The organism is Glutamicibacter sp. BSL13 (assembly GCF_052928425.1).
This window is the reverse complement of sequence record NZ_JAVGCZ010000009.1, coordinates 1-24,666: the sequence shown is the minus strand read 5'-3', so window position 1 is coordinate 24,666 and position 24,666 is coordinate 1. Positions and strand designations below refer to the sequence as shown.

Below are 24,666 nucleotides of genomic sequence, written 5' to 3'. Positions count from 1 at the left end.
GCCCGCTACGCGGTCTTGGACTGTGTTCGCGGCGCGTACTAGGCTAGGAGAACAGTGGGATAACTCACCATGGGAAAGAGGAGTGCCATGTCATCACAGGATTCCGCGCAACCGCTTGCAAAGATCGTCCACCAGGGATTGCGCCTGGATCACGAGCCGGGCCGGGGACGCTATTCGCTGTGGCACGGTTCGACCTATGTGGGGTTCATCGGCTACCACCGCGACGGGGACGTGGTGACCTTGCAGCACACCATCGTCAATGAGGAATTCGGCCGCCGCGGCTACGCGCGGGCGCTGGTGACCCTGGTGCTGGATCAGCTGCGTCAGGAGGGGGCGAAGATCATCTCCGAGTGCACCTACGTGGATGACTACCTCAAGCGCTACCCGGAATACCAGGACATGCTCATCCGCCAGTAGACCGGGCGCGTGAGGATGTCAGCAAGGTCGCGCCGGCCCGCGCTGTACGTGGCCTTGGCGCTGCGCCTAGACTTGATCGGGTGAGCATCCCAACCCCCTATGAAGATCTGCTGCGCGAAGTGCTGGAAAACGGCACCCACAAGGAAGACCGCACCGGCACCGGCACGCTGTCCGTCTTTGGGCGCCAGATCCGCTTCGACTTGTCCGAATCCTTCCCGCTGATCACCACCAAGCGGGTGCACTTCAAGTCCGTGGCCGCCGAGCTGCTGTGGTTCCTGCGCGGGGACTCGAACATTTCCTGGCTGCAGGAGCAGGGGGTGCGCATCTGGAACGAGTGGGCCGACCAGGACGGTGAACTCGGCCCCGTGTACGGGGTGCAGTGGCGCTCCTGGCCCACCCCGGACGGCGGGCACATCGACCAGATCAGCCAGGTTGTCCAGTCGCTGAGCCAGAACCCGGATTCGCGTCGGCACATCGTCTCGGCCTGGAATGTCGCCGAGATCTCCAACATGGCGCTGCCCCCGTGCCACATGTTCTTCCAGTTCTATGTGGCGGACGGAAAACTGTCCTGTCAGCTCTATCAGCGCAGCGCCGACATGTTCCTGGGGGTGCCGTTCAACATTGCCTCCTACTCGCTGCTGACCCTGATGCTGGCCCAGCAGCTGGGCCTGCAGCCCGGCGAATTCATCTGGACCGGCGGGGATGTGCACATCTACTCAAACCACATGGACCAGGTGCGTGAGCAGCTGGGCCGGACCCCCTACCCGTACCCGCAGCTGCGCTTCGCACGCACCCCGGACTCGATCTTCGACTACACGCTGGAGGACTTCATCGTGGACAACTACCAGCACCACCCCACCATCAAGGGCAGCGTGGCCGTATGAGCCCGACCCACCGCAGCGGCACCGAACAGCGGATGGTCGGGGCCATCTGGGCGCAAACCACCGACGGGGTCATCGGGGATGCGGGCACCATGCCCTGGCAGGTTCCCGAGGACCTGGCCCACTTCAAGCGCATCACCGAAGGACACCCGGTGATCATGGGCCGGCGGACCTGGGAGTCCTTCCCGGAAAAGTTCCGTCCCCTGCCCGGGCGCACGAACATCGTGCTCACCTCCGATGCGCCAGCCCATGACAGACTGCGCGCCGCCGGGGCACAGCCGGCCTCCAGCCTGGAGCAGGCCCTGGAACTGGCCGAGCGCGCGGCAGGCAGTGAGGAAATCTGGATCATCGGCGGCGGCAAGGTGTACGCCGAAACGCTGAACCTGATCGACACCGCCATCATCACCGTACTGGACCTGAACCTCGACGGGGACACCCGGGCCCCTGAGCTGGGGGCGCAGTTCACGTGCAGCCTCTGCGACCCGGCCGAGGGCTGGCACACCTCCAAGACCAACACCGGGTACCGTTTCGAATCCTGGCAACGAACGAAGGACTTGACCAAGTGAAAGAATCCCTGGCCGCGCTGAAGAAGAGCCCCGAGGGCCTGTTCATCATCGGCTACATGCTTTTCCCGCTGCTGGCCCTGGTGGTGGCCGTGCTCGGCTTCTTCCTGGTGCTGGGCGGGCACCGGATTTTCGGTGTGATCCTGCTGCTGGTGCCCACGCAGCTCTTCATTTTCGGGGCCTACTGGGCGATCACCAACCGCAAGCGGCTGATGGCCGAATAACCCGCTGATCCGCCGGCGCACCCCAGGGTGCGCCGGCGTTGTTATATCCGTAACGAATCGCGGCAGGCGAAGACAAAACCCCTACCATGGATTCATGACTTCTTCTGTTGGTTTTGTTGGTTACCGTGGCATGGTCGGCTCCGTGCTGATGCAGCGCATGGTTGAGGAGGGCGACTTCGCCAACCTGGATCCGGTGTTCTTTTCCACCTCGAACCCCGGCGGCAACGCACCGGATTTTGCGTCCGGCGCAGACAAGCTCCAGGACGCCTATGACATCCAGGCCCTGGCCAAGCTGCCGATTATCGTCACCGCCCAGGGCGGGGACTACACCAACACCGTTCATCCGCAACTGCGTGCCGCCGGCTGGGACGGGCTGTGGATCGACGCGGCCAGCGCACTGCGGATGAACGACGACTCGGTGATCGTGCTGGACCCGGTCAACCGCAATGTCATTGACGCTTCCCTGGCCGCGGGCACCAAGGACTTCGTGGGCGGCAACTGCACCGTCTCCTGCATGCTGATGGGCCTGGGCGGGTTGTTCCGCAACAACCTGGTCGAGTGGGGCACGGCCATGACCTACCAGGCGGCCTCCGGCGGCGGCGCCCGGCACATGCGCGAACTGCTCACCCAGTTCGGGGACATCAACTCCTCGGTTCACGCCGAGCTGGCCGACCCGGCCAGCGCCATCCTGGAAATCGACCGCCAGGTGCTGACCACCCAGCGTGAATCCCTGGATGCGGCACAGTTCGGCGTGCCGCTGGGCGGTTCGCTGATTCCCTGGATCGACGCGGACCTGGGCAACGGCCAGTCGCGCGAGGAGTGGAAGGCCGGGGTGGAGACGAACAAGATCCTGCAGACCTCCGGGGACAGCCACATCATCATGGACGGGTTGTGCGTGCGCATCGGCGCCATGCGCTCGCACTCGCAGGCCTTGACCCTGAAGCTGAAGGAAGACCTGTCCATCAGCGAAATCGAGAACCTGCTTGACGGGGACAACCAGTGGGCCAAGGTGGTTCCCAACCAGAAGGAGGCGACCATGAGCCGGCTGACTCCGGTCGCGGCCTCCGGCACCCTGGATATCCCGGTGGGCCGCATCCGCAAGCTGGAGATGGGCCCGAAGTACATTTCCGCGTTCACCGTGGGCGACCAGCTGCTGTGGGGTGCGGCCGAGCCGCTGCGCCGCATGCTGGCGATCGCGCAGGGCCGGCTGTAGCCACCACCCTGACTAACCGGCGGCGGCCACCGAATAATAGTCTTCGGCGGCCGCCGCCGCTTTATGCCGCCCGCCCCGATCTCTTGACCCGTGTACCGCTGTACGGATCCGGGCAGGGGCCGCGCGCCGCCGGTCAGCGCAGCCGGCGCTGTTCGCGCAGCTGCTGGACCCAGCGCTCGGTCTGCCGTGGATGCTGCAGGTGCACAACATGCAGCCCCGGGAAACGGGCCTCCAGGGTCGGAATGACCGGTTTGAGCTGGTTGCGGGTGTTCCAGCCCCAGCGGATGATGTGTTCCTTGTCGGTGAAGAAGGTGTGCAGCGCAGGCTCGTAGTTCCCGTTCCACAGCTCCTCACCCCGCCGCCGGCGCCGGACTGTGCGGGCAATCAGCCGGGCCATGGTGATTGGGGTGGGGTAGTCCAGCCAAAGCAGCGTGTCGGCCCGCGCCACGATCAGCGGGCGAACCTGCCGGTACTGCAGCTCGATGACCCACCGGGGACCGGCGATGAAGTCCTTGACGTCCTGGACGAAGGCGGGCCGTGGGGTCCACTGCGGGCCATGGTGCAGGCTGTCGATTTCCACCCGAGGATAGTTCAGCAGCCCGGCGAGCTGGTCACACAGCGTGGTCTTCCCGGCACCGCTGACCCCGGCCACGGTGAGGCGCTGCGGGTGCCAGGTAATGGGGTCGTTCACTGTGTGCACGCGACCAGCTCTCCTTAGTCGATGACCGCGTCGGGGCGCGGCCTGTGGCTGTCTGCCGGGAGGCTACAGGGCCACCTGTTCGTCCAGGCTCAGCCCGATCAGCAGCGGCTCGTTGACCAGTGTGATGCCGAACTTCTCCGCAACCCCGCGGCGGATGGTGCGCGCGATGGCCAGCACGTCCTGCGCACTGGCCTCCCCCCGGTTGGTGATGGCCAGCGTGTGCTTGGTGGACAGGGCGGCCCGGCCTCCGGCCACCAGGTAGCCCGAGGTGTGCTCCAGCCCGTAGCCCTTGGAAAAGCCGGCCTGGTCGATCAGCCATGCCGCCGAGAGCTTGACCTTGCCCGGCTCGGCCACCGGGTAGTGCGGGGCGTTCTGCGGCAGGTGCTGCAGCACTTGCTCGTCCACGATGGGGTTGGTGAAGAACGAACCGGTGGAATGCGAATCCAGGTCCGCCGGGTCGTAGACCATTCCCTTGCCGCGGCGCAGTTCCAGCACGGTGCGGCGCACCTCGGCGGCCGAGGCGCGCTCCCCCACCTCCACCTCCAGGCGGCGGGCCAGTTCGGCATAGCGCACCGGGGATGATTCGGCACGGTACGGCAGCAGGAAGCTGACCCGCAGGACCACGTAGCGTGGGGAGCCGTCCACGCTGGTGCGCTTGATCAGCGAATCGCGGTAGGCGAACTGCAGCTCCGCGTTGCTCAGCGTGATGATCTTGCCCTGTTCACGGTCAAAGACTCGCACGTTTTCCAGTGTCTGGGAGACATCCGCACCGTAGGCGCCCACGTTCTGCACCGGGGTGGCCCCGCTGCTGCCCGGGATTCCGGACAGGGCCTCAAGGCCGCTGAGCCCGGCATGCAGGCTGTGGGCCACCACCGCGTCCCAGTTTTCCCCGGCGGCTACGGTCAGCCGTGCGGTGTCGGTGGAGATTTCCTGGACATTGATGCCCTTGGTGGCGATCCGGATGACCGTGCCGGCAAAGCCTTCGTCGCTGATCACCAGGTTGGATCCGCCGGCGACCAGCAGCACCGGGATGCCTTGGGCGTCGGCTTCGGCCAGGGCCTGGACCAGGTCGGCTTCGTGGTGGGCCTCCACCAGTTTCCCGGCCGGGCCGCCCACGGCGGTGGTTGTCAGGTGCTTAAGCATTCAGCGTTTCACTTTCCCTGCATCGATTGTTCACTGTCGCCGGTGTCTTTAGGATATCCGGCGGCGTTGGAGGAGAGGACCAGGGCCAGCACAACCAGCAGTGAAATGCTGCTCAAGGCCGGCAATAGCCCGATCTGGTTGGCCAGCAGGCCCAGCAACGGCGGGCCACCGAGGAACGCGCCGTAGCCGATGGTGGACACCACTGATACCCGGGCCGCGGCATGCAGCGGGTCATCCGAGGCCGCGCTCATGGCCAGCGGGAAGGTCAACGCCACACCGATCCCCCACAATCCCAGGGCGGCGAACGCCACCGGCAACGACTGGCCGGTGCTGAACAGCAGCAGCCCAATCAGCGCCAGCACCGCGCTGACGCGGATCATCACCACCCGTCCAAAGCGCAGGATCAGGTCCCCGCCCAGCAGCCGCATCGCGGTCATCGCCGTGACGAACACGGCGTAGCCCAGGGCCCCGGTGGATTCGGTGGTGCCGTACCCGTCGGCGAGCGCCAGGGCCACCCAGTCCCCCGCGGCCCCCTCGGCCAGGGCCATGCCCAGCACCAGCACGCCCAGCAGGATCGTCTGCGGTTCGCGCCAGGCCCGGCCCAGCGAACCCTGCCCGCTGCCGTGGGCCGCCCGGCTGTTGTCCGGCCCGAAGTACCGGGAACCGAGAAGCACGATCACTCCGATCAGCACGCCCATCACGGCATAATGCGCCGCAATGGTGATCTGCAGTGCGGCGGCCGCCGCCCCGATGCCGGCGCCGAGCACCGTGCCGATCGAGAAGAAGCCGTGCAGCATGGACATCACCACCCGGCCCAGACTGCGTTCCATGGCCGCGCCCTGCACGTTGGAGGCCACGTTCCAACTGGCAATCCCCAGCCCCTGGGTGAACAGGAAGATCCCGGTCAACCAGGGCAGGTGCCAGAGGACCGCGCTGATGCCCACCAGGGCCAGGGAGGTTCCGGCCAGCACGGCGCACAGTCGCATCACGTTCGCCGCGCCCAGCCGGGAGACCAGATGCCCGGAGAGGCTGACGGACAGGAAGGAGCCGGCGCTCAGGCACAGCAGCAGCAGTCCAACGCTGGCGTGGTCCAGTTGCAGCTCATCACGCAGCGAGGGCAGCCGCGCCACCAGGGTGGCCAGCAGCAGGCCGCTGGCCAGGAACGCGGCCATCAGGGCGTTGCGCCAGGCCACGGCCTGCGGGGCGGGCTGCAAACTCAGAGCTGCACCACGGCCTGGGACTTGACCAGCACCTTGGTGCCGTCCACGCTGACCGTCAGGTCGATGCGGGCGGTGCGGGCCTCGGCGTCCAACGCCCCGACCTTGCCCTCCACCGTGATGGCGGTGCCGGGGTGCTCGGCCGGGTTCGTGCCGGCCGGGTCCTGCACCACGACCGGCTTGGTGAAGCGGGTTTGGTAGTCAATGACCGCACTGGGGTCCCCCACCCAGGCGCTGACCACGTCCACGGCCGCGCCCATGGTGAACATGCCGTGGGCAATCACGTTGGGAAGCTCCACCTCGGTGGCGAAGCGCTCATTCCAGTGAATCGGGTTGAAGTCGCCCGAGGCGCCGGCGTAGCGCACCAGGTCGGCCCGGTTCACGTGCAGCGTCGTTGCCCCGATCAGCTGTCCCTTTTCCAGGGTGTCAAAATCAATCATGGTCTACTCCTCGCCCCGCACCAGCAGGGATGAAACGGTGGTGGCCACCTTCTGCCCGTCCACGGTGGAGATCTCGGCACGGGAGGTGATCATCGCCCCGGCTCCCATCCTGCGCACCTGGTCCACGTGCAGCTCGGCCACCAGCTCATCCCCGGCAATGATCGGCCGGTGGTGGGTGAAACGCTGGTCGGCGTGCACGACACGGGAGAAATCAATACCGGATTCCGGGTCGGTGATCAGGCGCGCGTCGGCCCGCTGCGCGATGATGATGGCGAAGGTCGGCGGGGCCACCAGGTCCCGGTGGCCCAGTTCCTTGGCCGCCTGCAGGTCGTAGTGGGCGCGGTGGCTGGCCTTGGTGGCCGCGGCGAACTCACGGATCTTTTCGCGGCCCACCTGATAGGGCTCATCCGGCGGGTAGACGCGTCCGACCAGGTCGGGGTTGATGCTCATCAAAGCTCCTTGATTGGCGTGGGAGATTTTGGGGTCCGGATTTCAGAACGGTGCGGACTATTTTTTCTTCTTCGGGCTTTGCAGGCCGTTGGCAATGCGCCAGGCCCGCACATCGCGTGAGCGGACGACCAGTGAACCGATGTGCAGGCACATGCCCACGGCCATCATCCCGATGGCAAAGAACAGCAGGGGCCGTGAGGGCAGGTTGATGCCGACAATGGCCAGGATGATGCCGCCGCCCATGAGCGCCAACGCGGAGAACACGAATTTCTTGTAGCGCGTTGAGGCCGATTCCCAGGGAGTGTTGGTCATGACTTCCAGTCTAGTTCAGAGCCCTTGGCGTGCCGGGATTGATGTGTGAGTATCGGGCCACGAACTCAGCAAGCCGTCGCCGGTTCAGAACAGGCTGGCTTGTCCCCCATGGTCAACGAAGTGCGCCTGGCGCAGCACCAGCGCGCGGGTTTTCAGCTCTGCCAGATCCAGCAGCACCAGTTCGGTATGTTCCCCGGTGTCGATCATCAGGGTTTGGCCCAGCACCCCGTGGATGCGCAGTGAGATCCCCTCACCACCCGGGATGGCGGGGTCCTTGCGGTGAATGCTGCGGGCATCCCAGGCGTTCACAACCTGCTGGGCGTACGTCGGCTGACGCCAGAGTTCATCGAGCAGCGTGATCCCATAGCGGTCAAGGCCGCGCTGTGATTCCAGCATCCGGTGAACTGCCCGGGCCGCAGCACGGTTCAGTTCCTCGAGACTGGCCAGATTGTGGCCCCAGCTCTCCAGCCCACGGATCTTGGCCTTCTGCCGCACCTGTTGGCGGATTCCGCATTGCTCGGTGACCAGGTCTTCCAGGACCCGCACGGCGGCACCGTCCGGAGCGTGGGCGACATAGCGGGCAATCACCGCTCCCTGGGTGGCCAGCCGGGACCATTTGCTTTGCTCCGAGGCGGTACCCACCTTGGTGGTTCCGTCCGCGAAGGAGGCGATGTAGAGCAAGTGCGGTTGCTCCAGGTAACGGCGCAGACCTTCGGGGGCCTGTCCGGTCTTGTGAAAATGGTGCATGAACTTGGTCTGGTCCAGCCTGCGGCAGGTCGCGCACTGGGTCCCGGAGGCAATGACCCTGCTATGGGTACAGACATTGTGCCGGCGGGTTCCATCCGAGTCCATCAGCACGTGACCCAGGCACCAGCGTTGCACGCCAACCTCCAGGGCCATGGTGCGACCGAGCTCCAGCGGTTCATTGATCCATTCGGTACCCTTGCGTAGGCGCAGCACGGGCGCCGGATCATGTCGGGAAAAGCTGATCCCGTGGCACAGTCGGAGACTGTCGCGTTCCAGTGCCATTGCTTCCTTTCACACGTTTGGACCCGCTCCACGGTAGGCTATGCGCCCGGCATCCGGCCAGCGGACAACCACCGAGCTGAGCAGAATCAGTGCAACCACACCATACGGTCCCGGCCCCGTTGGGGGCCGGGAAGCACATTGGATCCCGCCGAGTTTCTAATAGGATTCCAAGACGCGGACTATAGTCTGCCAGACAGGACGTATGCTTCCTACGGGTCCACGAATACCGTGACACCAGCGACCCGCCCTTCTCACTCGTGAGGTGACTACCGATTAAGCCAGGAAAAGATATCGCCACGACGGAAACCTCCCAGGTTCCGTCCGGTCTGAACCCCACCCCGGGCCTGATGCTGGACTTCGCGCAGTCGCTGCGCCAGAAGCTGCCCCGGTTCATGATGGAGTACCGTTTCGGCGTCGATGAGATGTTGACCAAGGTGTCGATTCTGCGTGAGGAATTCATCCACCTGCACCAGTACAACCCGATTGAGCACGTGACGTCCCGGGTCAAAAGCCCTGAGGGGATCTTGGAGAAGGTAGTCCGCCGCGGTTGCGCGCCGACCCTGGAGGAGATTCGCCGCAACATCACCGATATTGCGGGCATCAGGATCACCTGCAGTTTCCTGAAGGACACCTATCACGTGCTGGACATGATCACCTCGCAGCACGATGTGCGGGTCTTGGCGATCAAGGACTACATCAAGAACCCGAAGCCGAATGGCTACAAGAGCCTGCACGCGATTGTTGAGCTGCCGGTCTACCTCTCCGAGGGGCCAGTTCCGGTCATCGTTGAGGTGCAGATCCGCACCATTGCCCAGGATTTCTGGGCCAGCCTTGAACACAAGATCTTCTACAAGTACGAGGGAGAGGTTCCCGAGCACCTGCTCGATAACCTGACCGCCGCCGCCAACGCGGCCGAACACCTCGACCGCCACATGGAACACCTCTATGACGAGGTGCACGGAGAGGCAGCCGGTCCGGCGGCCGGCGCCCCCGACCCCTCGGCAGACCAGCGGTTATGGGAGCAACTGTGGCAGCTCGCCCAGCAAAATGACCTGATCCAGGGAACCACCCGGGATCTGCGCACGGATGCTGGAGACGCCGCGGGCTAACCGGCGAACACCTTGATGACGGGCCGGGCAAAGAATATTGGCGCGGCCCGTCACCGATGTAGATCCAAAAGCCCCGGATACGCAAAATGCCCCGGCAATCCGGGGCATTTTCCTTGGGGTAGCGGTGGCGGGACTCGATCCCGCGACCTCACGATTATGAGTCGTGCGCTCTAACCAGCTGAGCTACACCGCCACAAGTGAGAAGTCATCCAGTAGAAGCCAAGAAGACTTCCCACTCAGAGCCCCCTGCCGGAATCGATCCGGCGACCTCGTTCTTACCAAGAACGCGCTCTACCACTGAGCTAAGGGGGCAACGAGTAAATACTCTACACGGATTCGGCCGCAAATAAAAATTCACCGCCGGCACCCAGACAAGTCCGGATCCATCCACAAAAGGCCAAGTCAAAGCTGGGTTAGGAAGCAGCTATTCAAGGCCGGAAAGTGCAGATGACACAACAACCAGTACAGTGACGCTACTCACGACGCGGCTGACGTCGGCGGTGGAAACGCCGCAGCCCCCACTCGTGGCCTAGCGAAACTCTCCGCGCATTCACCCTGCCCCTTTTGGGAAGAAAAAAGCCCCACCGGATCTCACCAGCGCGGCTCGCGTCGCGAAAGGGCTCTACTCCGGGACGGGCCCGCACCTTGTCATCTACGGCCCTGAATCGGCCGCGACCACAGACCCTGCTTCCATCACCGAGGGGCCGCTGGAAGCGCCTCTAAATCCCGACAATGAGTAGGGGAATCGTGATCCATCGCACTTCGGGCGACGAATTTTGAAATGCATCGCAGAATGTGTAAAGTATTTACCTGTTGCCCCCTTAGCTCAGTGGTAGAGCGCGTTCTTGGTAAGAACGAGGTCGCCGGATCGATTCCGGCAGGGGGCTCCAGTCAAGAGGATGGTTCGTATTCACGAACCATCCTCTTTTGCATTTCCCCACGGACCTGCAGTCCCGCAATTTCGGGTTAAGTCCCAAAATGTGTGTATGGACTCGTTGTCATGTTTGCGTCATCGGCGTCCGCCCCATCCTTTTTGGATGCCGTTACCGTCTTCGTAGCTGAAGTGCCGGCCGTATAGTTCGGGGCCCGGGTCTTCTTCGGTTACGGGTCGTGGGGCTGGTTTGGCCGACCAATGCTTGGGGGTCACGAAGCTCCATGGATCCACCGGGTTCTACGTCCGCTGGTACAGGTGCCAGCTCACCAAGGACATGGCATGTTTGGCTTTCAGGCCGCGGTGGGCCCGCAGGTGGTCTTTGATGCCAGCGTTGATGCCTCCTTCCAAGGGGCTGGTGGTCCGAGGAAGCGTCTCATCTTCTGCGGCCATTTCTAACCATGTGAACAGTTGCTTATTCTTCAGCAACCCGTGAATGAGGCGATCAGCTCGACGTAGGCGCAGATGCGTGTACCACCAGACCTGGTTGGGCTTGACGTGCAAGGGTCTGTTGCCGGCGTGGTCCTTGGCGTAGGTGCGGGCTTTGAGGGTGGTTTCGTGCATGGCCCGCCAGGCCATGAATTGTTCTTCCCACTTGTTGGCCAGTTGAAGTGTGGTGATGTCTTTCAGCGCCTTGATCAGTGAAAGGAGTTGCTGACCTGGGATGGTGCGGGGGTTGCGGGTCAGGTGTTTGTGGATGGTTTGTCGGATATGGAAGTAGCAGCGTTGGATGCGGGTTTCGGGCCATAGCGCTTTGATGACAGATTCCAGGGCGCCGTGCCCGTCAATGATCACTAGGTCCGGGGCTGGCAGACGTTGCAGCAGCAGGGTCCAGGAAGCGACTTTTTCGCGGTCGCAGTATTGCCAGCCGATGATGTGTTGGCCGTTGTAGGCGGTAAGGGCGCAGAAGCCGTTGAAGTAGGTGCCGTCGAGCATGAGGTACCGGTGTTGTTCCCCAGTCGGGATCAAGGTCGGGTGAACTTTCCAGCACCAGTAGGTGTTGCGGTAGAACGTGGAACGGGCAATGCCGGTGTCGGACACGGAGAGCTTACCGGTGGCCCATTGGTGGAAGGCCCTGAATTGAGCTTTGGCGGTGGTGTCTGGACGGGCCAAGGTACTTGACGCGCCGCAGATCTTACACCGCCAGCGGGTGCGCCCGGAGCTGGTTTTCCCGTTCTTGACGAGCTTATTTTTGCATACACCACAGGTAGGTCGGTTTCCAACTTTTGCCACGGTACATGCTTTCAAAGCATGTGATTGAGGTGTTGCCCCTAGTGGTTAGATGGTTTTGAGGGTTTCTGTACACACATTTTGGGACTTAACCCGCAATTTCCCGACCGTGTTCGCCCCACCGATGCCGCGGACGGCACTGCCCCGCTTCCAGGTCGCCGCACCGGGCCCCTGCATGCCCTGCAGCATCCCGGCCAATCATCCGCGTTGCCGTTGCTCCGGCACCGCGTCAAAAGCCCTGCAAAGACCCGTGGAAGGCCTTTCAGGAGTGGGCAGCTGGCAGGATCCACGCCTTCCGCGGCTGGCGGTTCACGCGCGTTGCAGGACACAGCCCTCCGGTGCGCGGTTCGCTGGGATCCGGCCGCTTCGGTTAAACACCAAGGCCGGTTCCGCACCCCCGACAGAGGTGTTGAACCGGCCTACTTGGAGCCTTAGTGGGTATTAGTACTCGCGGCGACCACCACGGGCGGCGCTGTCATTGAAACGGCCCTTGCTGCGTCCGCCGAAGCGCTTCTCGCCACCGCGACGCTCGTCGCGGCCGCCGTCACGGAAACCACCATTGCGCTTGCGGTCCTTGAAGCTGCCGCGGTCCGAACGGAAACCACCACGACGGTCGTCATCGCGGTCGCGACGGCCACGCGGGCCCCGATCCAGTTCCAGGTTGATCGGCTCGCCGCCGATGCGGGTCTTGGACAGGGCACGCCACTGGTCCTTGGACAGTTCGGCCGGCAGCTCAACCAGGGTGTGGTCCGCGCGGATGTCAATGCCACCAATCTGTGAGGAGTTGAATCCACCCTCGTTGGCCAGGGCACCGACAATGGACCCGGGCTGCACGCGGTTGCGGCGTCCCACTGCCAGGCGGTACATGGCGTTGCCCTCGGCAGCGCCCTTGCGCTGCGGACGCTGGCCCGGCTCACGGCCTTCCCGGTTCATGCGGGCCTGCTTGGACGGCGGGATCACCGGTTCCTCCATCAGCAGCGGGCGTCCACCCTGGGCCATCAGCGCCAGCGCGGCGGCGATTTCCAGGTGGTCCAGCTCTTCATGCTCGGTGGCGAACTTCTCCACGATCTCGCGGAAGGCGCTCAGGTCCTGACCAACGATGGTCTGGTCGATCCGGTCGGTGAACTTCTGGATGCGGCGGTTGTTCACCGATTCCACGGTGGGCAGCTGCATCATGGACACCGGCTGGCGGGTGGCCTTCTCGATGGCGCGCAGCAGGTACTTCTCGCGTGGGGTCATGAACAGGATCGCGTCCCCCGAGCGGCCGGCACGGCCGGTGCGGCCAATGCGGTGCACGTAGGACTCGGTGTCATGCGGGATGTCGTAGTTGATCACGTGGCTGATGCGCTCCACGTCCAGGCCGCGGGCGGCCACGTCGGTGGCCACCAGGATGTCAATCTTGCCCGCGCGCAGGTTCTCCACGGTGCGCTCACGCTGCTGCTGCGGGATGTCACCGTTGATGGCGGCGGCGGTGAAGCCGCGGGCCTTGAGCTTGTCGGCCAGGTCCTCGGTGGCCATCTTGGTGCGCACGAAGGTGATAACTCCGTCGAAGTCCTCGGATTCCAGGATCCGGGTCATCGCGTCCAGTTTGTGCGCCCCCATCACCTGCAGGTAGCGCTGGGTGATGTTGGTGCCGGTGGTCTGCTTGGACTTGACCGACACTTCCTCGGGGTTGCGCAGGTACTCGGAGGCGATCCGGCGGATGGCACGCGGCATGGTGGCGGAGAACAGGGCCACCTGCTTGTCTTCCGGGGTGGCTTCCAGGATCTTGTCGACCTCTTCGGCGAAGCCCATGCGCAGCATTTCGTCGGCCTCGTCCAGCACCATGTACTGCAGGTTCGACAGGTCCAGCGAGCCCTTGTTGATGTGGTCGATGACGCGGCCCGGGGTGCCGACCACGACCTGGGCGCCACGGCGCAGGCCAGCCAGCTGCGGGCCGTAGGGGGCACCGCCGTACACGGGCAGCACGGTGAAGTCATCCAGGTGCTTGGCGTAGGAGGTGAAGGCCTCGGCAACCTGCAGGGCCAGTTCACGGGTCGGTGCCAGCACCAGGATCTGCGGGGTGCGGGACGGACCGTTCAGGTCAGCGACCTCGGCCATGCGCGAAAGCGCGGGCAGCGCGAACGCGGCGGTCTTGCCGGTACCGGTCTGGGCCAGGCCCACGACATCGCGGCCCTCAAGCAGCAGCGGGATGGTGGCGGCCTGAATCGGAGAGGGCTTTTCGTAGCCCAGGTCGACCACGGAAGCCAGCACGCGGGCGTCCAGGCCCAGCTCGCTGAACAGCACGGTCGGCTCGTCGCTGCCGTTTTCGTTGGTGGAGTTCTCGGTGGAGTTGACGGACATGTCAGTAGACACGAACAGATACCTCATTCGTTAGGGGAAGGCCTACGCGTCCCCAAAAAAAACGACGAATAGGCTACACAGTCAAAAACAACTCACGCTCATCAAGCGTTCCCCTATGACATAAATATCCGCACACACTTTGCGGATTCACAACACGAGAAAGGCTCCGGCCTCAAAAATTGGGCAAGATGCGAGGGATGCCCGATGTTCGCGAACAATCCATTCTATCGGCATCGGCCGCGCAAAGACAGGGTCGAGGTGGTGTGAGATCAGGCACCGCGCCCCCTGCACTAAGCTGGCTGGTGTGAAAAGCAACGGTTCCAAGCCTGCGTCCGCCGCGGCGCAGATGCCTTCCGCCCTGCGCATTGCCCGGCTGTGCTGGGTGTTGGCCGCCGCGCTGTTCCTGGGTTTTGCCGCGAGTCTGTTCGCCACCGCCGCGCGCTCGACCGAACCGTCCACCGGTCCGTGGCTGCTGGCCAGCATCCTGGGCGCCGCCGGGGTGCTGGTGCTGCGGTTGGCCCTGCGGCTGTGGCGTTCGGACCGGGCGGCCCGCACCCAGCTGACCTGGCTGGGGCTGATTGCCGCGCTGCCGATGCTGCTGCGCTTTGGACGCTATTCCCTGCTCGCGGCAATGGTGCTGCTGGCCGTGGCCCTAATGTGGACCCCCGCCGGGATCAGGTACTTCCGCGCCCTCTCCCCCCGAGCATGACGGCGCTAAGCATCCGCCCGTCATTCCCCGCTTAAACCTCCCGTCCCCGCACAGCCTGACGCTGCGCGGGGACGGGTGTGTGATTCGGGCGCTGCCCGCCGTGGCCGGTTACAGCTTGGCGAAGGCCTGCTCCAGGTCGTTGATCAAGTCCTCGGCGTCCTCGATGCCCACCGACAGGCGGACCAGGTTCTCCGGGACCTCCAGCTCGGTGCCCTTCACCGAGGCGTGGGTCATCTCCGAGGGGTAGTTCATCAGCGACTCGATCCCGCCCAGGGATTCGGCCAGCTGGAACAGCCGGGTGCTCTCGGCCACCGTGCGGGCGGCCTGAGCGCCCCCGGCGAACTGCACCGAGACCATGCCGCCGAAGTCGCGCATCTGCTTCTTGGCAATGTCATGTCCCGGATGGTCCTCGAAACCCGGGTAGAGCACGCGCTCGACTTCCCTGCGTCCGCGCAGCCAGGCCGCAACCTGGGCGGCGTTCTCCGAGTGCGCGCGCATGCGCACGCCCAGGGTCTTCAACCCGCGGGTGGTCAGGTAGGCGTCCAGCGGCCCGGAAACCGCGCCCACGGCGAACTGGATGAATCCGATCTTCCCGGCCAGTTCATCGTCGTTGACGATCACCGCACCGCCAACCACATCCGAGTGCCCACCGATGTACTTGGTGGTCGAGTGCACCACGATGTCCGCGCCCAGCGCCAACGGCTGCTGCAGGAATGGGCTGGCGAAGGTGTTGTCCACCACCAGCAGTGCGCCGTGGGCGTGGGTGACCTCGGCGACCGCCTGAATGTCCACGATCTTCATCATCGGGTTCGATGGGGTTTCCAGCCACACCATCTTGGCCTGGTGCTGGTCGATGGCGGCCGCCAGGGCCTGAGGGTCGCTCATGTCCAGGGCGGTGTTGGACACGCCCCAGGGGCCCAGCACCCGGTCGATCAGCCGGTAGGAGCCGCCGTACGCGTCGTTGCCCAGCACAATGTGGTCCCCCGGGCGCAGCAGCGCACGAATCAGGGAATCCTCGCCGGCCAGCCCGGAGCTGAACGAAAACGCGTGCCGGCCTCCCTCGGCGGCGGCCAGCTGCTCCTGCAGGGCGTCGCGGGTGGGGTTGGTGCCGCGCCCGTAGTCGTAGCCGCCGCGCAGCTTGCCGATGGCTTCGGGGGCGTAGGTGGTGGAGAAGTGGATCGGCGGGACCACTGCACCGGTGCGCGGCTCAAACTCTTGGCCGGCGTGGACAAAGCGGGTGTTGAAACCCTGGGCATTCTGGCTCATCGATACCATCCTTTGCGTCGGGAAGTTTAGTTGATCAGGTGGTCAAGCAGTTCGTCATGGGTCAGCGGACACAACACCTCGCCGTCGCGGGTGACCAGCACCGCGCGGTGCTGCTGCAGCAGCGCCTGGGCATGCTCCAGGCTCTGCCCGGCGCCCAGCAGGGGCAGAGCCTCGGTCTGCAGGTCCCCTACCGGGGTGCGTGCCGGGGTTCCGGCCAACAGGGCTTCGGCCACCAGTTCGGCGCTCAGCACCCCGCGCACCTCGCCAATGCGGGCCGGCAGGGTGCCGGTGGCGACCACCAGGGCCGAGGCGGGGCTGGCCTTCAGCGCGGCCGCGGCCTGGGCCAGCGTGGTCTGCGGGGACAACACCTGCAGACCGGTGGGGTCAATGTCCTTGATGACCTGCTCCACCAGGGCGGGTTCGCCCGATTCGGAGCTGAATCCCTGGGCCTGCATCCAGGTGTCGTTGAAAATCTTGGCCAGGTAGCCGCGTCCGCCATCCGGGGCGATCACCACGACCACGTCGTCCTCGCCCAAGTCCTGGGCCACGCGCAGCGCCGCGGCCACGGCCATCCCGGAGGAGCCGCCCAGCAGCAGGCCTTCCTCACGGGCCAGGCGCCGGGTCATCTCGAAGGCCTGGGCGTCGGTGACCGCCTCGACGCGGTCGGGCACCTGCGGGTCGTAGTTGCCCGGCCACATGTCCTCCCCCACGCCTTCCACGAAGTAGGGCCGTCCGGTGCCGCCGGAGTAGACCGATCCGTCGGGGTCCGCGGCGATGACCTGTACCGGCCCGCTGGCCCGGTCGGCGGAAACCTGTTTCAGGTAGCGTCCGGTGCCGGTGATGGTTCCACCGGTGCCGGCACCGATCACCACGTGGGTGAGCTTGCCGTCGGTGTCATTCCAGATTTCCGGTCCGGTAGTCTCAAAGTGGCTCTCCGGGGCGCCGGGGTTGGAGAACTGGTCGGGCTTGTAGGCACCGTCAATTTCGCGCACCAGCCGGTCCGAGACCCCGTAATAGGAATCGGGCGAATCGGGGGCGACCGCGGTGGCGGTCACCACGACCTCGGCACCGTAGGCACGCAACACGTCCCGTTTTTCCTCGCCCACCTTGTCCGGTGTGACGAAAATGGTGACATAGCCCTTCAGCTGCCCCACCATCGCCAGCCCCACACCGGTGTTGCCGCTGGTCGGCTCCACAATGGTGCCTCCGGGACGCAGGGCCCCGCTCTGCTCGGCACGCTCCACCATCTTCAGGGCGATGCGGTCCTTGATGGACCCGCCGGGGTTAAGATATTCGAGCTTGACCAATACAGTGGCCTTGATGCCGTCAGTCACCCGGTTGAGTTTGACCAGGGGCGTGTTTCCGATCAGATCCAAGACTGTGGACGCATACTTCATGTCAAGCACTTTACCGCCGCAGGTCATCTAAGTCGCCGCGCTGCGTAGCTTTGCGTCATTGAATTGACAGGCATCCTCCACCCGGGGGACGCAAAGGGTGAGCATTGCAGAATTCAGGGAGGGAACCGAAAGCTTGTCGCAGCAACCATTACCGAAAGTGGCGCAGCAGCACTGGCTGAGCCCCGAGCCGGTTGACCTGCGCTCCACCCTGTCCATCCTGCGCCGGGGCATTGGGGATCCAACGATCCGCTTGGAGCAATCCCAGGCCTGGCTGGTGTTCGCCACCATCGACGGGGATGCGACGCTGCGCATTGAGCTGGAGGCCGACCGGCGTTCGGCGAGCTTCAGCGCCTGGGGCCCGGGCGCGCAATGGGCGCTCGCCCAAGGGCCGGCGCTGCTGGGGGCCGAGGATGATTGGAGCGGGTTTGACGAGACGGCGTTCGCCGTATCGCTACCCGATGTGGTGCGCCGCAGCCGCAGCGAACACCCGGCGGTGCGCCTGCCGCGCACCGGAAGGATTTTTGATCATGCCGCCGGGGCAATCCTGGAACAGCGGGTAACCGGGATCGAGGCGAACTACGCCTGGCGGTGGCTGATCAGGCACTATGGGCGCCCGGCCCCCGGGCCCGCACCGTCGGGGATGCGGCTGTTTCCGCTGCCCGAGGCCGTGGCCGGGATCCCGCGCTGGCATTGGCAGCAGGCACGGGTGGAACACAGCCGTGCCGCCACGATGATCCGCCTGGCCCATGTGGCCCGGCGCCTGGAGCGCTGGGCGGCACTGGGACTGAATGACTCGATGCCGGGCACCACCGGGTCCGGCACGCTGGAGGCGGCGCTGCTCTCCATCAGCGGGATCGGGCCCTGGACGGTGGCCGAGACCCTGCAGCGCTCGCACGGCTCACCGGACCACATTTCGGTTGGCGACTACCACCTGGCGGATTTCGTGGGCCAGGTGCTGGTCGGCCACAGGGTGGATGACCAGCGGATGCTGCAGCTGCTCGAACCGTACACCGGACACCGGCAACGAGTTGTCCGGTTATTGCAGCTCTCCGGGCAGCGCAAACAGGGCTTTGGGCCACGCTACACGCCGTTGGATCACCGCAACCGCTAGCAGCAGCTAGTTGGTTTCTTCCTGCTGGGCGGCTTCCTCGGCGATCTGGGCGTGCACCTCGGACATGTCGATGCCCTTCACCGCGGTCACCAGGTCCTCAAGCTGGGCACCGTTCAGGGCGCCGGGCTGGGAGAAGACCAGAACCTTTTCGCGGAAGGCCATCAAGGTCGGAATCGAGGAAATGTTTGCGGCCCGGGCCAGTCCCTGCTCGGCTTCGGTGTCCACCTTGGCGAACACCACTTCCGGGAACTTCTCGGAAATCTGTTCATACACCGGGCCGAACTGCTTACACGGTCCGCACCACTCTGCCCAGAAATCCACCAGGACGATGTCATTGCCTTCGATCAGCTGCGCGAACTCTGTTTCAGTTACATCTACTGTTGCCATGGTTCAACGGTAACCGACTTCGGGCGTTGGCGCTTAGTTTGGCGGGGAAAACAGCCCGCCTCCCCTGCCCGGAAACCAAAAAAATCCTCCAGATCTTGTGGATCTGGAGGATCATTTGTGGCAGATACTGGATTCGAACCAGTGAAGGCATAGCCAGCTGATTTACAGTCAGCCCCCTTTGGCCGCTCGGGTAATCTGCCCGGTTGTTCTGGTGGGAACGAGAAATAACTCTACCGGAACTTTTTGCAGATGAAAAATCGAAAGCTGCCCATTTGCTGTAATGCTCATCACCTCCGGTAAACGCCTGAGCAAACCGGTAGGCTATGAGTCAGATTTGAGCCAAACACTCACCAGTCCAACAAACCACAAGGAGAAGATTCGTGGCCAGCGATTCATCATTTGATGTTGTCAGCAAGGTGGACAGCCAGGAAGTGTCCAACGCACTGAACCAGGCAAGCAAGGAAATCTCCCAGCGCTACGACTTCAAGGGCGTCGGCGCGGAAATCGACTTCAGCGGCGAAAAGATCCTGATGAAGGCGAACTCCGAGGAGCGGGTCAAGGCAGTGCTGGACGTGTTCCAGTCCAAGCTGGTCAAGCGCAACATCTCGCTGAAGTCCCTGGATGCCGGGGAGCCTTTCGCTTCGGGCAAGGAATACCGGATCGAGGCCAGCATCAAGGAGGGCATCGCCCAGGATGTGGCGAAGAAGATCAACAAGCTGATCCGTGACGAAGCACCCAAGGGCGTGAAGTCCATCATCCAGGGCGATGAGCTGCGCGTGTCCTCCAAGTCCCGCGATGACCTGCAGGCCACCATGGCACTGCTGCGCGACTTCGAGGATGTTGACCTGCAGTTCGTCAACCTGCGCTAGCCCCGCGTGCCGGCGGCAGCATGAAAGCCGGTGTCCCATGACGTTTAACGCGCCATGGGACACCGGCTTTTGCGTGTGCTGCCTAAAAATTAGTTGCCGCGGGCCATGGCCTCCAGGCGTGCCACGCGCTCATCCATTGACGGGTGGGTGGAGAACATGCGCTTGAGCCGGGAGCCGAACGGGTTGGCGATCATCAGGTGGGAGCTGTTGACGACCTTCTGGTCTTCCTGCGCCAGCGGGGCCTGGTCGATGCCCTGCTCCAGCCGGCGCAGGGCACTGGCCAGCGCCAGTGGGTCGTTGGTCAGGCGGGCGCCATCTTCGTCAGCATCGAATTCTCGGGTGCGCGAGACGGCCATCTGGATCACCGAGGCGGCCAGCGGCGCCAGCAGCGACAGGGCCAGGATGGCCAAGGGGTTCACGTTGCGGTTCTCGTTGTTCCCGCCCCCGGCGCCGAAGAACATCAGGAACTGGGCGATCGAGGTGATCACCCCGGCGATTGCCGCCGCCACCGAGGAGGTGAGGATGTCCCGGTTGTACACGTGCATCAGCTCGTGCCCCAGCACACCGCGCAGCTCGCGTTCGTTCAGGATGCGCAGGATCCCCTCGGTGCAGCACACCGCCGCGTTTTCCGGGTTGCGTCCGGTGGCGAAAGCGTTGGGTGACTGGGTGGGTGAGACGTACAGCCGCGGCATGGGCTGCTGGGCTGCCATGGACAGCTCGCGCACAATCCGGTACATCTCCGGCTGTTCCTGTTCACTGACCGGGTAGGCGTGCATGGAACGCAGCGCGATCTTGTCACTGTTCCAGTAGCCGTAGGCGGTGGTGCCCAGGCCAATGAGCGCGAAAATCCAGATGAAGGAGCTGTTCCGGGTTCCTGAGGCGATCAGGGAGCCCAGGGCCAGCAGCAGGGCAAACATACCGCCGAGCAGCAGGGCGGTTTTCAGGCCATTGTTATGTTGATGCACGGTGGGTTATCGCTCCCGTATCGTACTGAGCCGAACTTCTTGGCAGTGTGCGTGGTCAAAAGGTGTGGGCAAAATGTGTGGGCCAGGACCTCCGCCTTGGAGGACCGTGCCCCTGATCTTGCTCATCATCCTTTAGTTTATGCAACGATTGCCCCGCCCCATAGGTTCCATCTCGAGCCTATCGTCCAGCTCACAGCGTGCTGCGCGCGTCACGGCCGGTCTCGGCCGCCCACCGACCTAGGGTTCGGGGTGGCGGGAATCGTAGCGCAGGAAGCCGCGGCGCCAGCGCACCAGCAGCACGGCCACCAGCACACAGCACAACCCCCCAACCACCAGGGTCAGCCCCTCACCCAGGAAGCCCGCGGCGCCTCCGGAGAGCATCTCCCCGACCCGCGGCCCACCGGCGACCACCACGATGAACACTCCCTGCAGCCGGCCCCGCATCTGATCCGGGGCCGCGACCTGCAAGATGGTGGTGCGGAAGACCGAGGAAATGGAATCGGCGATCCCGGCCAGCAGCATGAAGAACATCGCCGGAAGCAGCCACCCGCTGGCCGCCTCGGGCCCGGAGGGCTGCCCGGCGGCCAGCACCACGATCACGCCCAGCCCGCTGATGGCCACGCCCCAGATGCACACGCTGATGAACACGGCCACACCCTGGCGGTTGATCCGGCTGTAGGTGCCGGAGAACAGCCCGGCCAGCAGGGCACCACAGGCCGCGGAGGCCAGGAGGATGCCCACCGTGGTCTCTCCCCCGCCGATCATCACCGCGCCGATGGCCGGCAGCAGCGCCCTGGGCGCCGCCAGGATCATGGCCGCCATGTCGATCAGGAAGGTCATGCTGATGTTCGGCTGGGTCTTCAGGTAGCGCAGCCCGTCGATGACCGAGGAAAGACCCCGTCTGGCGACCTGTTCGGCCGCCGGCAGGGCCGGCAGGCGGAAGACCGACCACACGGCCGCGGTGAACGTGATGGCGTCAAGGGAATACGTCCACTGGTACCCGAACTGGGCCACCAGCAGCCCGCCCAGCAGCGGGCCGACCATCTGCGCCACCCCGAAGGTGACCATGTTCAGCGAATTGGCCGCCGGCAGCAGGTCGCGGCGGACAATGGAGGGAATGATGGCCCCACGGGTGGGCTGGTTGATGCCCGCGGCCGCCGAATGCAGGGCCATCAACCCGTAGAGGACCCACACGCTGCCCACCTGCAGCCACGCCTGCAGCGCCAGCGCGCCGGTGATGACCCACAACGCCAGGGCCGAGTATAGCGCCACCTTGCGCCGGTCGTGCGTGTCGGCGATGGCCCCGCCGTAGAGCCCGGTGATGATCAGCGGCACCAGGGTGAACGCGCCCAGCAAGCCAACATGGAAGCTGGACTGGGTCAGCGCATAGACTTCCAGGCTGACCGCGATCAGGGTCATTTGGGTTCCCACGGCGGAGAGCGAGTTGCCGATCCACAACCGGCGGTAGGCCGGGCTTTGCCGCAGCGGGGCGACATCCATCAAAAAACTGGGCACCCCAAGATCCTACGCATCCTTGCCCCCTCACCGGCTCCCGGGATGGTGGCCCGCCGTCATGTGACGAGATCACCGGTTGACAGATCCCAAGCACCTGCGTGCAATGGTGGGTATGGATTACGCCAAACTGCTGCACGATAACGACCTGAAGGCCACCGGTGCACGTTTGGCGTTGCTTAGGCAGCTGGCCACCGAACCGCACCAGAGCGCCGAGGCCCTGGCCCGCGCCCTGTCCGAGGGTCAGGTCGCACTCAGCTCGCAGGCGGTCTACAACGCGGTCAACGACCTGACCGATCACGGGATCCTGCGCCGGTTCACGGTGCCCGGCACGGCGGCCCGTTATGAGATTGACCCGCACGACAACCACCACCATGCCGTGTGCGTTACGTGCGGGCGGGTGGAGAATGTTCCCTGCGCCCACGGCTCCGCCCCCTGCTTCCACCCCGGTGGGGCCACCAGCTTCAGCATCGACATCGCCGACGTGCTGTTCTACGGGCAGTGCAAGGAACGCTGTGCGCTGGGCGATCAAGTGGTGGCAGGTTAGGCACCATCCGGTCTATGGGCGGATGAACCACGGTTTGTGTAGGGCGCATGACCGAACCGATGACGAAACCGGGGCGCTGGAGCAGTAACCTTTAATGGCGCCCGTTGCCCCTTGGCAGCTTCCAATGTGGCGTCGCACCCCTTTCCCGGTCCACCACAGATTGGCAACCACAGACTATGACTGACACCGCTGGTGCCTCCCCGCGCTCCCCACGCAGCATTGGCATTTTGCAAGGCACCAGCGCATACCTGGTCTGGGGACTGCTTCCGCTGTACTTCCTGTTGCTGCCCGAGATCTCCGCGTTTGAGTTCGTGGCGCTGCGGGTGGTGTTTTCCCTGGTCTTCTGTTTCCTGCTGCTGGCGGTGACCCGGCAGCTGCGGGACCTGGGGACCTTGCTGCGCGACCGGAAGACCACGGCCCGCCTGGTCCTTGCCAGCGTGCTCATCGCGGTGAACTGGACGCTTTACGCCTTCGCGGTGCTTTCCGGGCACGTGCTGGAGGCCTCGCTGGGCTACTTCATCAACCCCTTGGTCGCCATCGCGCTGGGCGTCTTTGTTCTGAAGGAACGCCTCTCGACCTTGCAGTGGGTGGCCATTGGGTTCGCTGTGGCGGCAGTGGTGGTGCTCACCGCCGGCCTGGGCCGGGTCCCGTGGATCTCCCTGGGCCTGGCCTTCTCCTTCGGACTTTACGGGCTGGTCAAGAACCAGGTGGGCAAGAAGGGCACGGCCCTGGCCACGCTCAGTGTGGAAACCATTGCCCTGACCCCGGTGGCGCTGGTCTTCATTGGGGTGCTGACCTATCAGGGCACCTCGGCGCTGTTCGCCGACGGCGTCCCAGGGTTCTGGCTGCTGGCCACCAGCGGGATCATTACCGCGGTGCCGCTGATCCTGTTTGGCGGTGCGGCCCGCCGGCTGCCGCTGAGCACCCTGGGTTCCCTGCAGTTCCTGGCTCCCATCGGCCAGTTCATCCTGGGCCTGCTGGTGTTCCATGAGGTCATGCCCCTCGAGCGCTGGGTGGGCTTCATCCTGGTCTGGATTGCGGTGATACTGATCGTGGTTGACATGTTCCGTGCCCCGCGCACCGGTTCCCTGCCCGAGCCCAAGACCGTGAGCTGAGCGCACCGGCCCGTGCTGCGTTCCCCGCCTCTGGCCGGGCAGGGGGCTTGCCCTGCCCGTGGTGTTCGCTAGGGTGATTTCATGTCCACCCTTCAACAACTGAGCCTGTGCCCGCCCCAACGGCAGGATGTGCCGGAACTGCACCGCATCTTTGCCGACCCCCGGGTGTGGAGCCATGCGCCGGCCAAACGCCATGCCAACGTGGAGAAGACCATGGCCATGGTGGAGGCCTGGCGGGGTTGCTGGCGGCGTGAGGGGTTGGGCCCCTGGGTGATTCGGGCCGCCGGTTCCCGGCAGATCATTGGCTATGGCGGATGTTCGCTTACCCGCAAGTCCTTCTGGAACCTGGGGTACCGGTTCGCGGTGTCCGCCCAGGGGCAGGGCTTCGCCACGCAGGTGGCGCGCCAGGCCGTGGGCCAGGCGAACCGGCACCGCCCCGAGGCCCCGGTGGTCGCCTCCCTGCTGGAACACAATGCGGCCTCGGCACGGGTTGCCCAGAAACTGGGATTCACCCTGGCCTACCGCGGTCCCGACCGGGGCAACCCGGATGCACAGGCCATCCGGCTCATTTATGCGGACCGGGCGC

26 protein-coding genes and 4 tRNA genes are annotated in these 24,666 nt (G+C 64.7%); 13 read left to right on the top strand and 17 right to left on the bottom strand.

Going from position 1 to position 24,666, the window contains the following annotated elements:
* The first annotated feature begins 87 nt into the window (after positions 1 to 87).
* The 5 genes from RCJ92_RS02865 (at position 88) to asd (ending at position 3,298) form a co-directional block, all read left to right on the top strand.
* A complete protein-coding gene (locus tag RCJ92_RS02865) occupies positions 88 to 417 on the top strand; it encodes a GNAT family N-acetyltransferase (RefSeq protein WP_054821456.1) in 330 nt (109 codons plus the stop codon).
* An 80-nt stretch (positions 418 to 497) separates the two neighbouring features.
* Complete coding sequence (locus RCJ92_RS02860) at positions 498 to 1,301, top strand: thymidylate synthase (protein ID WP_138926616.1); 804 nt, start codon at positions 498 to 500, stop codon at positions 1,299 to 1,301.
* Entirely contained in the window at positions 1,298 to 1,864 is a 567-nt protein-coding gene (locus RCJ92_RS02855) for a dihydrofolate reductase (RefSeq protein WP_446753729.1), read from the top strand. Before RCJ92_RS02860 ends, RCJ92_RS02855 begins: the two co-directional genes overlap by 4 nt.
* Entirely contained in the window at positions 1,861 to 2,085 is a 225-nt protein-coding gene (locus tag RCJ92_RS02850) for an NF038396 family protein (protein ID WP_054821454.1), read from the top strand. The genes RCJ92_RS02855 and RCJ92_RS02850 overlap by 4 nt, the downstream gene beginning before the upstream one ends.
* Before the next feature lie 94 nt (positions 2,086 to 2,179).
* Complete coding sequence (gene asd, locus RCJ92_RS02845) at positions 2,180 to 3,298, top strand: aspartate-semialdehyde dehydrogenase (RefSeq protein WP_446753728.1); 1,119 nt, start codon at positions 2,180 to 2,182, stop codon at positions 3,296 to 3,298.
* A gap of 133 nt (positions 3,299 to 3,431) precedes the next feature.
* On the opposite strand, the gene RCJ92_RS02840 is transcribed toward asd, so the two are convergent.
* The 7 genes from RCJ92_RS02840 to RCJ92_RS02810 all read right to left on the bottom strand — a co-directional run bounded on the left by RCJ92_RS02840 (position 3,432) and on the right by RCJ92_RS02810 (position 8,589).
* Positions 3,432 to 3,998: an AAA family ATPase gene (locus RCJ92_RS02840; RefSeq protein WP_138926619.1), complete on the bottom strand. Its 567-nt coding sequence runs from the start codon at positions 3,996 to 3,998 to the stop codon at positions 3,432 to 3,434.
* Between the two features lie 63 nt (positions 3,999 to 4,061).
* Positions 4,062 to 5,141 carry a UDP-N-acetylmuramate dehydrogenase gene (locus RCJ92_RS02835; RefSeq protein ID WP_138926620.1) on the bottom strand — a complete coding sequence of 360 codons (1,080 nt, stop codon included), beginning with the start codon at positions 5,139 to 5,141 and terminating at the stop codon, positions 4,062 to 4,064.
* A gap of 8 nt (positions 5,142 to 5,149) precedes the next feature.
* Positions 5,150 to 6,355 carry an MFS transporter gene (locus tag RCJ92_RS02830; protein ID WP_249354522.1) on the bottom strand — a complete coding sequence of 402 codons (1,206 nt, stop codon included), beginning with the start codon at positions 6,353 to 6,355 and terminating at the stop codon, positions 5,150 to 5,152.
* Positions 6,356 to 6,357: 2 nt separating this feature from the next.
* Positions 6,358 to 6,798 carry a MaoC family dehydratase gene (locus RCJ92_RS02825; RefSeq protein WP_138177092.1) on the bottom strand — a complete coding sequence of 147 codons (441 nt, stop codon included), beginning with the start codon at positions 6,796 to 6,798 and terminating at the stop codon, positions 6,358 to 6,360.
* Between the two features lie 3 nt (positions 6,799 to 6,801).
* The gene (locus tag RCJ92_RS02820; RefSeq protein WP_446753727.1) at positions 6,802 to 7,248 is read right to left on the bottom strand and encodes an FAS1-like dehydratase domain-containing protein; all 447 of its coding nucleotides are present in this window, start codon (positions 7,246 to 7,248) and stop codon (positions 6,802 to 6,804) included.
* Between the two features lie 57 nt (positions 7,249 to 7,305).
* Positions 7,306 to 7,560 carry a hypothetical protein gene (locus RCJ92_RS02815; RefSeq protein ID WP_138177086.1) on the bottom strand — a complete coding sequence of 85 codons (255 nt, stop codon included), beginning with the start codon at positions 7,558 to 7,560 and terminating at the stop codon, positions 7,306 to 7,308.
* Positions 7,561 to 7,644: 84 nt separating this feature from the next.
* Positions 7,645 to 8,589: a DUF2797 domain-containing protein gene (locus RCJ92_RS02810; RefSeq protein ID WP_446753726.1), complete on the bottom strand. Its 945-nt coding sequence runs from the start codon at positions 8,587 to 8,589 to the stop codon at positions 7,645 to 7,647.
* Positions 8,590 to 8,936: 347 nt separating this feature from the next.
* Between RCJ92_RS02810 and RCJ92_RS02805 the strand changes: the two genes are divergently transcribed.
* The gene (locus RCJ92_RS02805; protein ID WP_446753725.1) at positions 8,937 to 9,698 is read left to right on the top strand and encodes a GTP pyrophosphokinase; all 762 of its coding nucleotides are present in this window, start codon (positions 8,937 to 8,939) and stop codon (positions 9,696 to 9,698) included.
* A gap of 119 nt (positions 9,699 to 9,817) precedes the next feature.
* On the opposite strand, the gene RCJ92_RS02800 is transcribed toward RCJ92_RS02805, so the two are convergent.
* A tRNA-Met gene (locus tag RCJ92_RS02800) sits at positions 9,818 to 9,891 on the bottom strand.
* A 47-nt stretch (positions 9,892 to 9,938) separates the two neighbouring features.
* Positions 9,939 to 10,010: transfer RNA gene (locus RCJ92_RS02795), tRNA-Thr, on the bottom strand.
* Between the two features lie 503 nt (positions 10,011 to 10,513).
* On the opposite strand from RCJ92_RS02795, the gene RCJ92_RS02790 reads away from it, so the two are divergent.
* A tRNA-Thr gene (locus RCJ92_RS02790) sits at positions 10,514 to 10,588 on the top strand.
* Positions 10,589 to 10,869: 281 nt separating this feature from the next.
* Here RCJ92_RS02790 and RCJ92_RS02785 read toward each other — a convergent pair.
* Positions 10,870 to 11,862, bottom strand: coding sequence for an IS1249 family transposase (locus RCJ92_RS02785; protein ID WP_446753724.1), 993 nt, complete (start codon positions 11,860 to 11,862; stop codon positions 10,870 to 10,872).
* Between the two features lie 438 nt (positions 11,863 to 12,300).
* Positions 12,301 to 14,202 carry a DEAD/DEAH box helicase gene (locus tag RCJ92_RS02780; RefSeq protein WP_346921568.1) on the bottom strand — a complete coding sequence of 634 codons (1,902 nt, stop codon included), beginning with the start codon at positions 14,200 to 14,202 and terminating at the stop codon, positions 12,301 to 12,303.
* A gap of 304 nt (positions 14,203 to 14,506) precedes the next feature.
* Between RCJ92_RS02780 and RCJ92_RS02775 the strand changes: the two genes are divergently transcribed.
* Positions 14,507 to 14,911: a hypothetical protein gene (locus RCJ92_RS02775; RefSeq protein WP_446753723.1), complete on the top strand. Its 405-nt coding sequence runs from the start codon at positions 14,507 to 14,509 to the stop codon at positions 14,909 to 14,911.
* Positions 14,912 to 15,019: 108 nt separating this feature from the next.
* On the opposite strand, the gene RCJ92_RS02770 is transcribed toward RCJ92_RS02775, so the two are convergent.
* Together RCJ92_RS02770 and RCJ92_RS02765 are read right to left on the bottom strand one after the other, a co-directional pair.
* Complete coding sequence (locus tag RCJ92_RS02770) at positions 15,020 to 16,177, bottom strand: cystathionine gamma-synthase (protein ID WP_446753722.1); 1,158 nt, start codon at positions 16,175 to 16,177, stop codon at positions 15,020 to 15,022.
* 26 nt (positions 16,178 to 16,203) lie between these two features.
* Positions 16,204 to 17,574, bottom strand: a complete 1,371-nt coding sequence (locus RCJ92_RS02765) for a pyridoxal-phosphate dependent enzyme (RefSeq protein WP_446753721.1) — start codon at positions 17,572 to 17,574, stop codon at positions 16,204 to 16,206.
* Positions 17,575 to 17,731: 157 nt separating this feature from the next.
* On the opposite strand from RCJ92_RS02765, the gene RCJ92_RS02760 reads away from it, so the two are divergent.
* Positions 17,732 to 18,685 (top strand): DNA-3-methyladenine glycosylase family protein, encoded by a 954-nt coding sequence (locus RCJ92_RS02760; protein WP_446753720.1) that lies wholly within the window; start codon positions 17,732 to 17,734, stop codon positions 18,683 to 18,685.
* A 6-nt stretch (positions 18,686 to 18,691) separates the two neighbouring features.
* Here RCJ92_RS02760 and RCJ92_RS02755 read toward each other — a convergent pair whose 3' ends face one another.
* Both RCJ92_RS02755 and RCJ92_RS02750 read right to left on the bottom strand, forming a co-directional pair.
* The gene (locus tag RCJ92_RS02755; protein ID WP_138177068.1) at positions 18,692 to 19,072 is read right to left on the bottom strand and encodes a thioredoxin family protein; all 381 of its coding nucleotides are present in this window, start codon (positions 19,070 to 19,072) and stop codon (positions 18,692 to 18,694) included.
* A gap of 118 nt (positions 19,073 to 19,190) precedes the next feature.
* Positions 19,191 to 19,272, bottom strand: a tRNA-Tyr gene (locus RCJ92_RS02750).
* Positions 19,273 to 19,452: 180 nt separating this feature from the next.
* Here RCJ92_RS02750 and RCJ92_RS02745 point away from each other — a divergent pair.
* Positions 19,453 to 19,941 carry a YajQ family cyclic di-GMP-binding protein gene (locus RCJ92_RS02745; protein ID WP_054821547.1) on the top strand — a complete coding sequence of 163 codons (489 nt, stop codon included), beginning with the start codon at positions 19,453 to 19,455 and terminating at the stop codon, positions 19,939 to 19,941.
* 89 nt (positions 19,942 to 20,030) lie between these two features.
* Here the strand turns inward: RCJ92_RS02745 and htpX are convergent, their stop codons facing one another.
* A complete protein-coding gene (htpX, locus tag RCJ92_RS02740) occupies positions 20,031 to 20,906 on the bottom strand; it encodes a zinc metalloprotease HtpX (RefSeq protein WP_054821548.1) in 876 nt (291 codons plus the stop codon).
* A gap of 237 nt (positions 20,907 to 21,143) precedes the next feature.
* A complete protein-coding gene (locus RCJ92_RS02735) occupies positions 21,144 to 22,421 on the bottom strand; it encodes an MFS transporter (protein WP_446753719.1) in 1,278 nt (425 codons plus the stop codon).
* A gap of 112 nt (positions 22,422 to 22,533) precedes the next feature.
* Between RCJ92_RS02735 and RCJ92_RS02730 the strand changes: the two genes are divergently transcribed.
* The 3 genes from RCJ92_RS02730 to RCJ92_RS02720 form a co-directional block, all read left to right on the top strand.
* Entirely contained in the window at positions 22,534 to 22,965 is a 432-nt protein-coding gene (locus tag RCJ92_RS02730) for a Fur family transcriptional regulator (RefSeq protein WP_396277030.1), read from the top strand.
* Between the two features lie 176 nt (positions 22,966 to 23,141).
* Positions 23,142 to 24,080, top strand: coding sequence for an EamA family transporter RarD (gene rarD / locus RCJ92_RS02725; protein WP_138926626.1), 939 nt, complete (start codon positions 23,142 to 23,144; stop codon positions 24,078 to 24,080).
* A gap of 81 nt (positions 24,081 to 24,161) precedes the next feature.
* On the top strand, positions 24,162 to 24,666 hold a 505-nt coding region (locus RCJ92_RS02720; RefSeq protein WP_446753718.1), incomplete at its 3' end, for a GNAT family N-acetyltransferase.

Excerpts from the sequence above, each read along its gene's own strand:
- RCJ92_RS02765 (WP_446753721.1), bottom strand. The coding sequence starts at position 17,574 with ATGAAGTATGCGTCCACAGTCTTGGATCTGATCGGAAACACGCCCCTG.
- RCJ92_RS02810 (WP_446753726.1), bottom strand. The coding sequence starts at position 8,589 with ATGGCACTGGAACGCGACAGTCTCCGACTGTGCCACGGGATCAGCTTT.
- RCJ92_RS02755 (WP_138177068.1), bottom strand. The coding sequence starts at position 19,072 with ATGGCAACAGTAGATGTAACTGAAACAGAGTTCGCGCAGCTGATCGAA.
- RCJ92_RS02855 (WP_446753729.1), top strand. The coding sequence starts at position 1,298 with ATGAGCCCGACCCACCGCAGCGGCACCGAACAGCGGATGGTCGGGGCC.
- RCJ92_RS02805 (WP_446753725.1), top strand. The coding sequence starts at position 8,937 with ATGCTGGACTTCGCGCAGTCGCTGCGCCAGAAGCTGCCCCGGTTCATG.
- RCJ92_RS02780 (WP_346921568.1), bottom strand. The coding sequence starts at position 14,202 with ATGTCCGTCAACTCCACCGAGAACTCCACCAACGAAAACGGCAGCGAC.
- RCJ92_RS02770 (WP_446753722.1), bottom strand. The coding sequence starts at position 16,177 with ATGAGCCAGAATGCCCAGGGTTTCAACACCCGCTTTGTCCACGCCGGC.
- rarD (WP_138926626.1), top strand. The coding sequence starts at position 23,142 with ATGACTGACACCGCTGGTGCCTCCCCGCGCTCCCCACGCAGCATTGGC.
- RCJ92_RS02820 (WP_446753727.1), bottom strand. The coding sequence starts at position 7,248 with ATGAGCATCAACCCCGACCTGGTCGGACGCGTCTACCCGCCGGATGAG.
- RCJ92_RS02835 (WP_138926620.1), bottom strand. The coding sequence starts at position 5,141 with ATGCTTAAGCACCTGACAACCACCGCCGTGGGCGGCCCGGCCGGGAAA.
- RCJ92_RS02865 (WP_054821456.1), top strand. The coding sequence starts at position 88 with ATGTCATCACAGGATTCCGCGCAACCGCTTGCAAAGATCGTCCACCAG.
- RCJ92_RS02815 (WP_138177086.1), bottom strand. The coding sequence starts at position 7,560 with ATGACCAACACTCCCTGGGAATCGGCCTCAACGCGCTACAAGAAATTC.
- RCJ92_RS02730 (WP_396277030.1), top strand. The coding sequence starts at position 22,534 with ATGGATTACGCCAAACTGCTGCACGATAACGACCTGAAGGCCACCGGT.
- asd (WP_446753728.1), top strand. The coding sequence starts at position 2,180 with ATGACTTCTTCTGTTGGTTTTGTTGGTTACCGTGGCATGGTCGGCTCC.
- RCJ92_RS02825 (WP_138177092.1), bottom strand. The coding sequence starts at position 6,798 with ATGATTGATTTTGACACCCTGGAAAAGGGACAGCTGATCGGGGCAACG.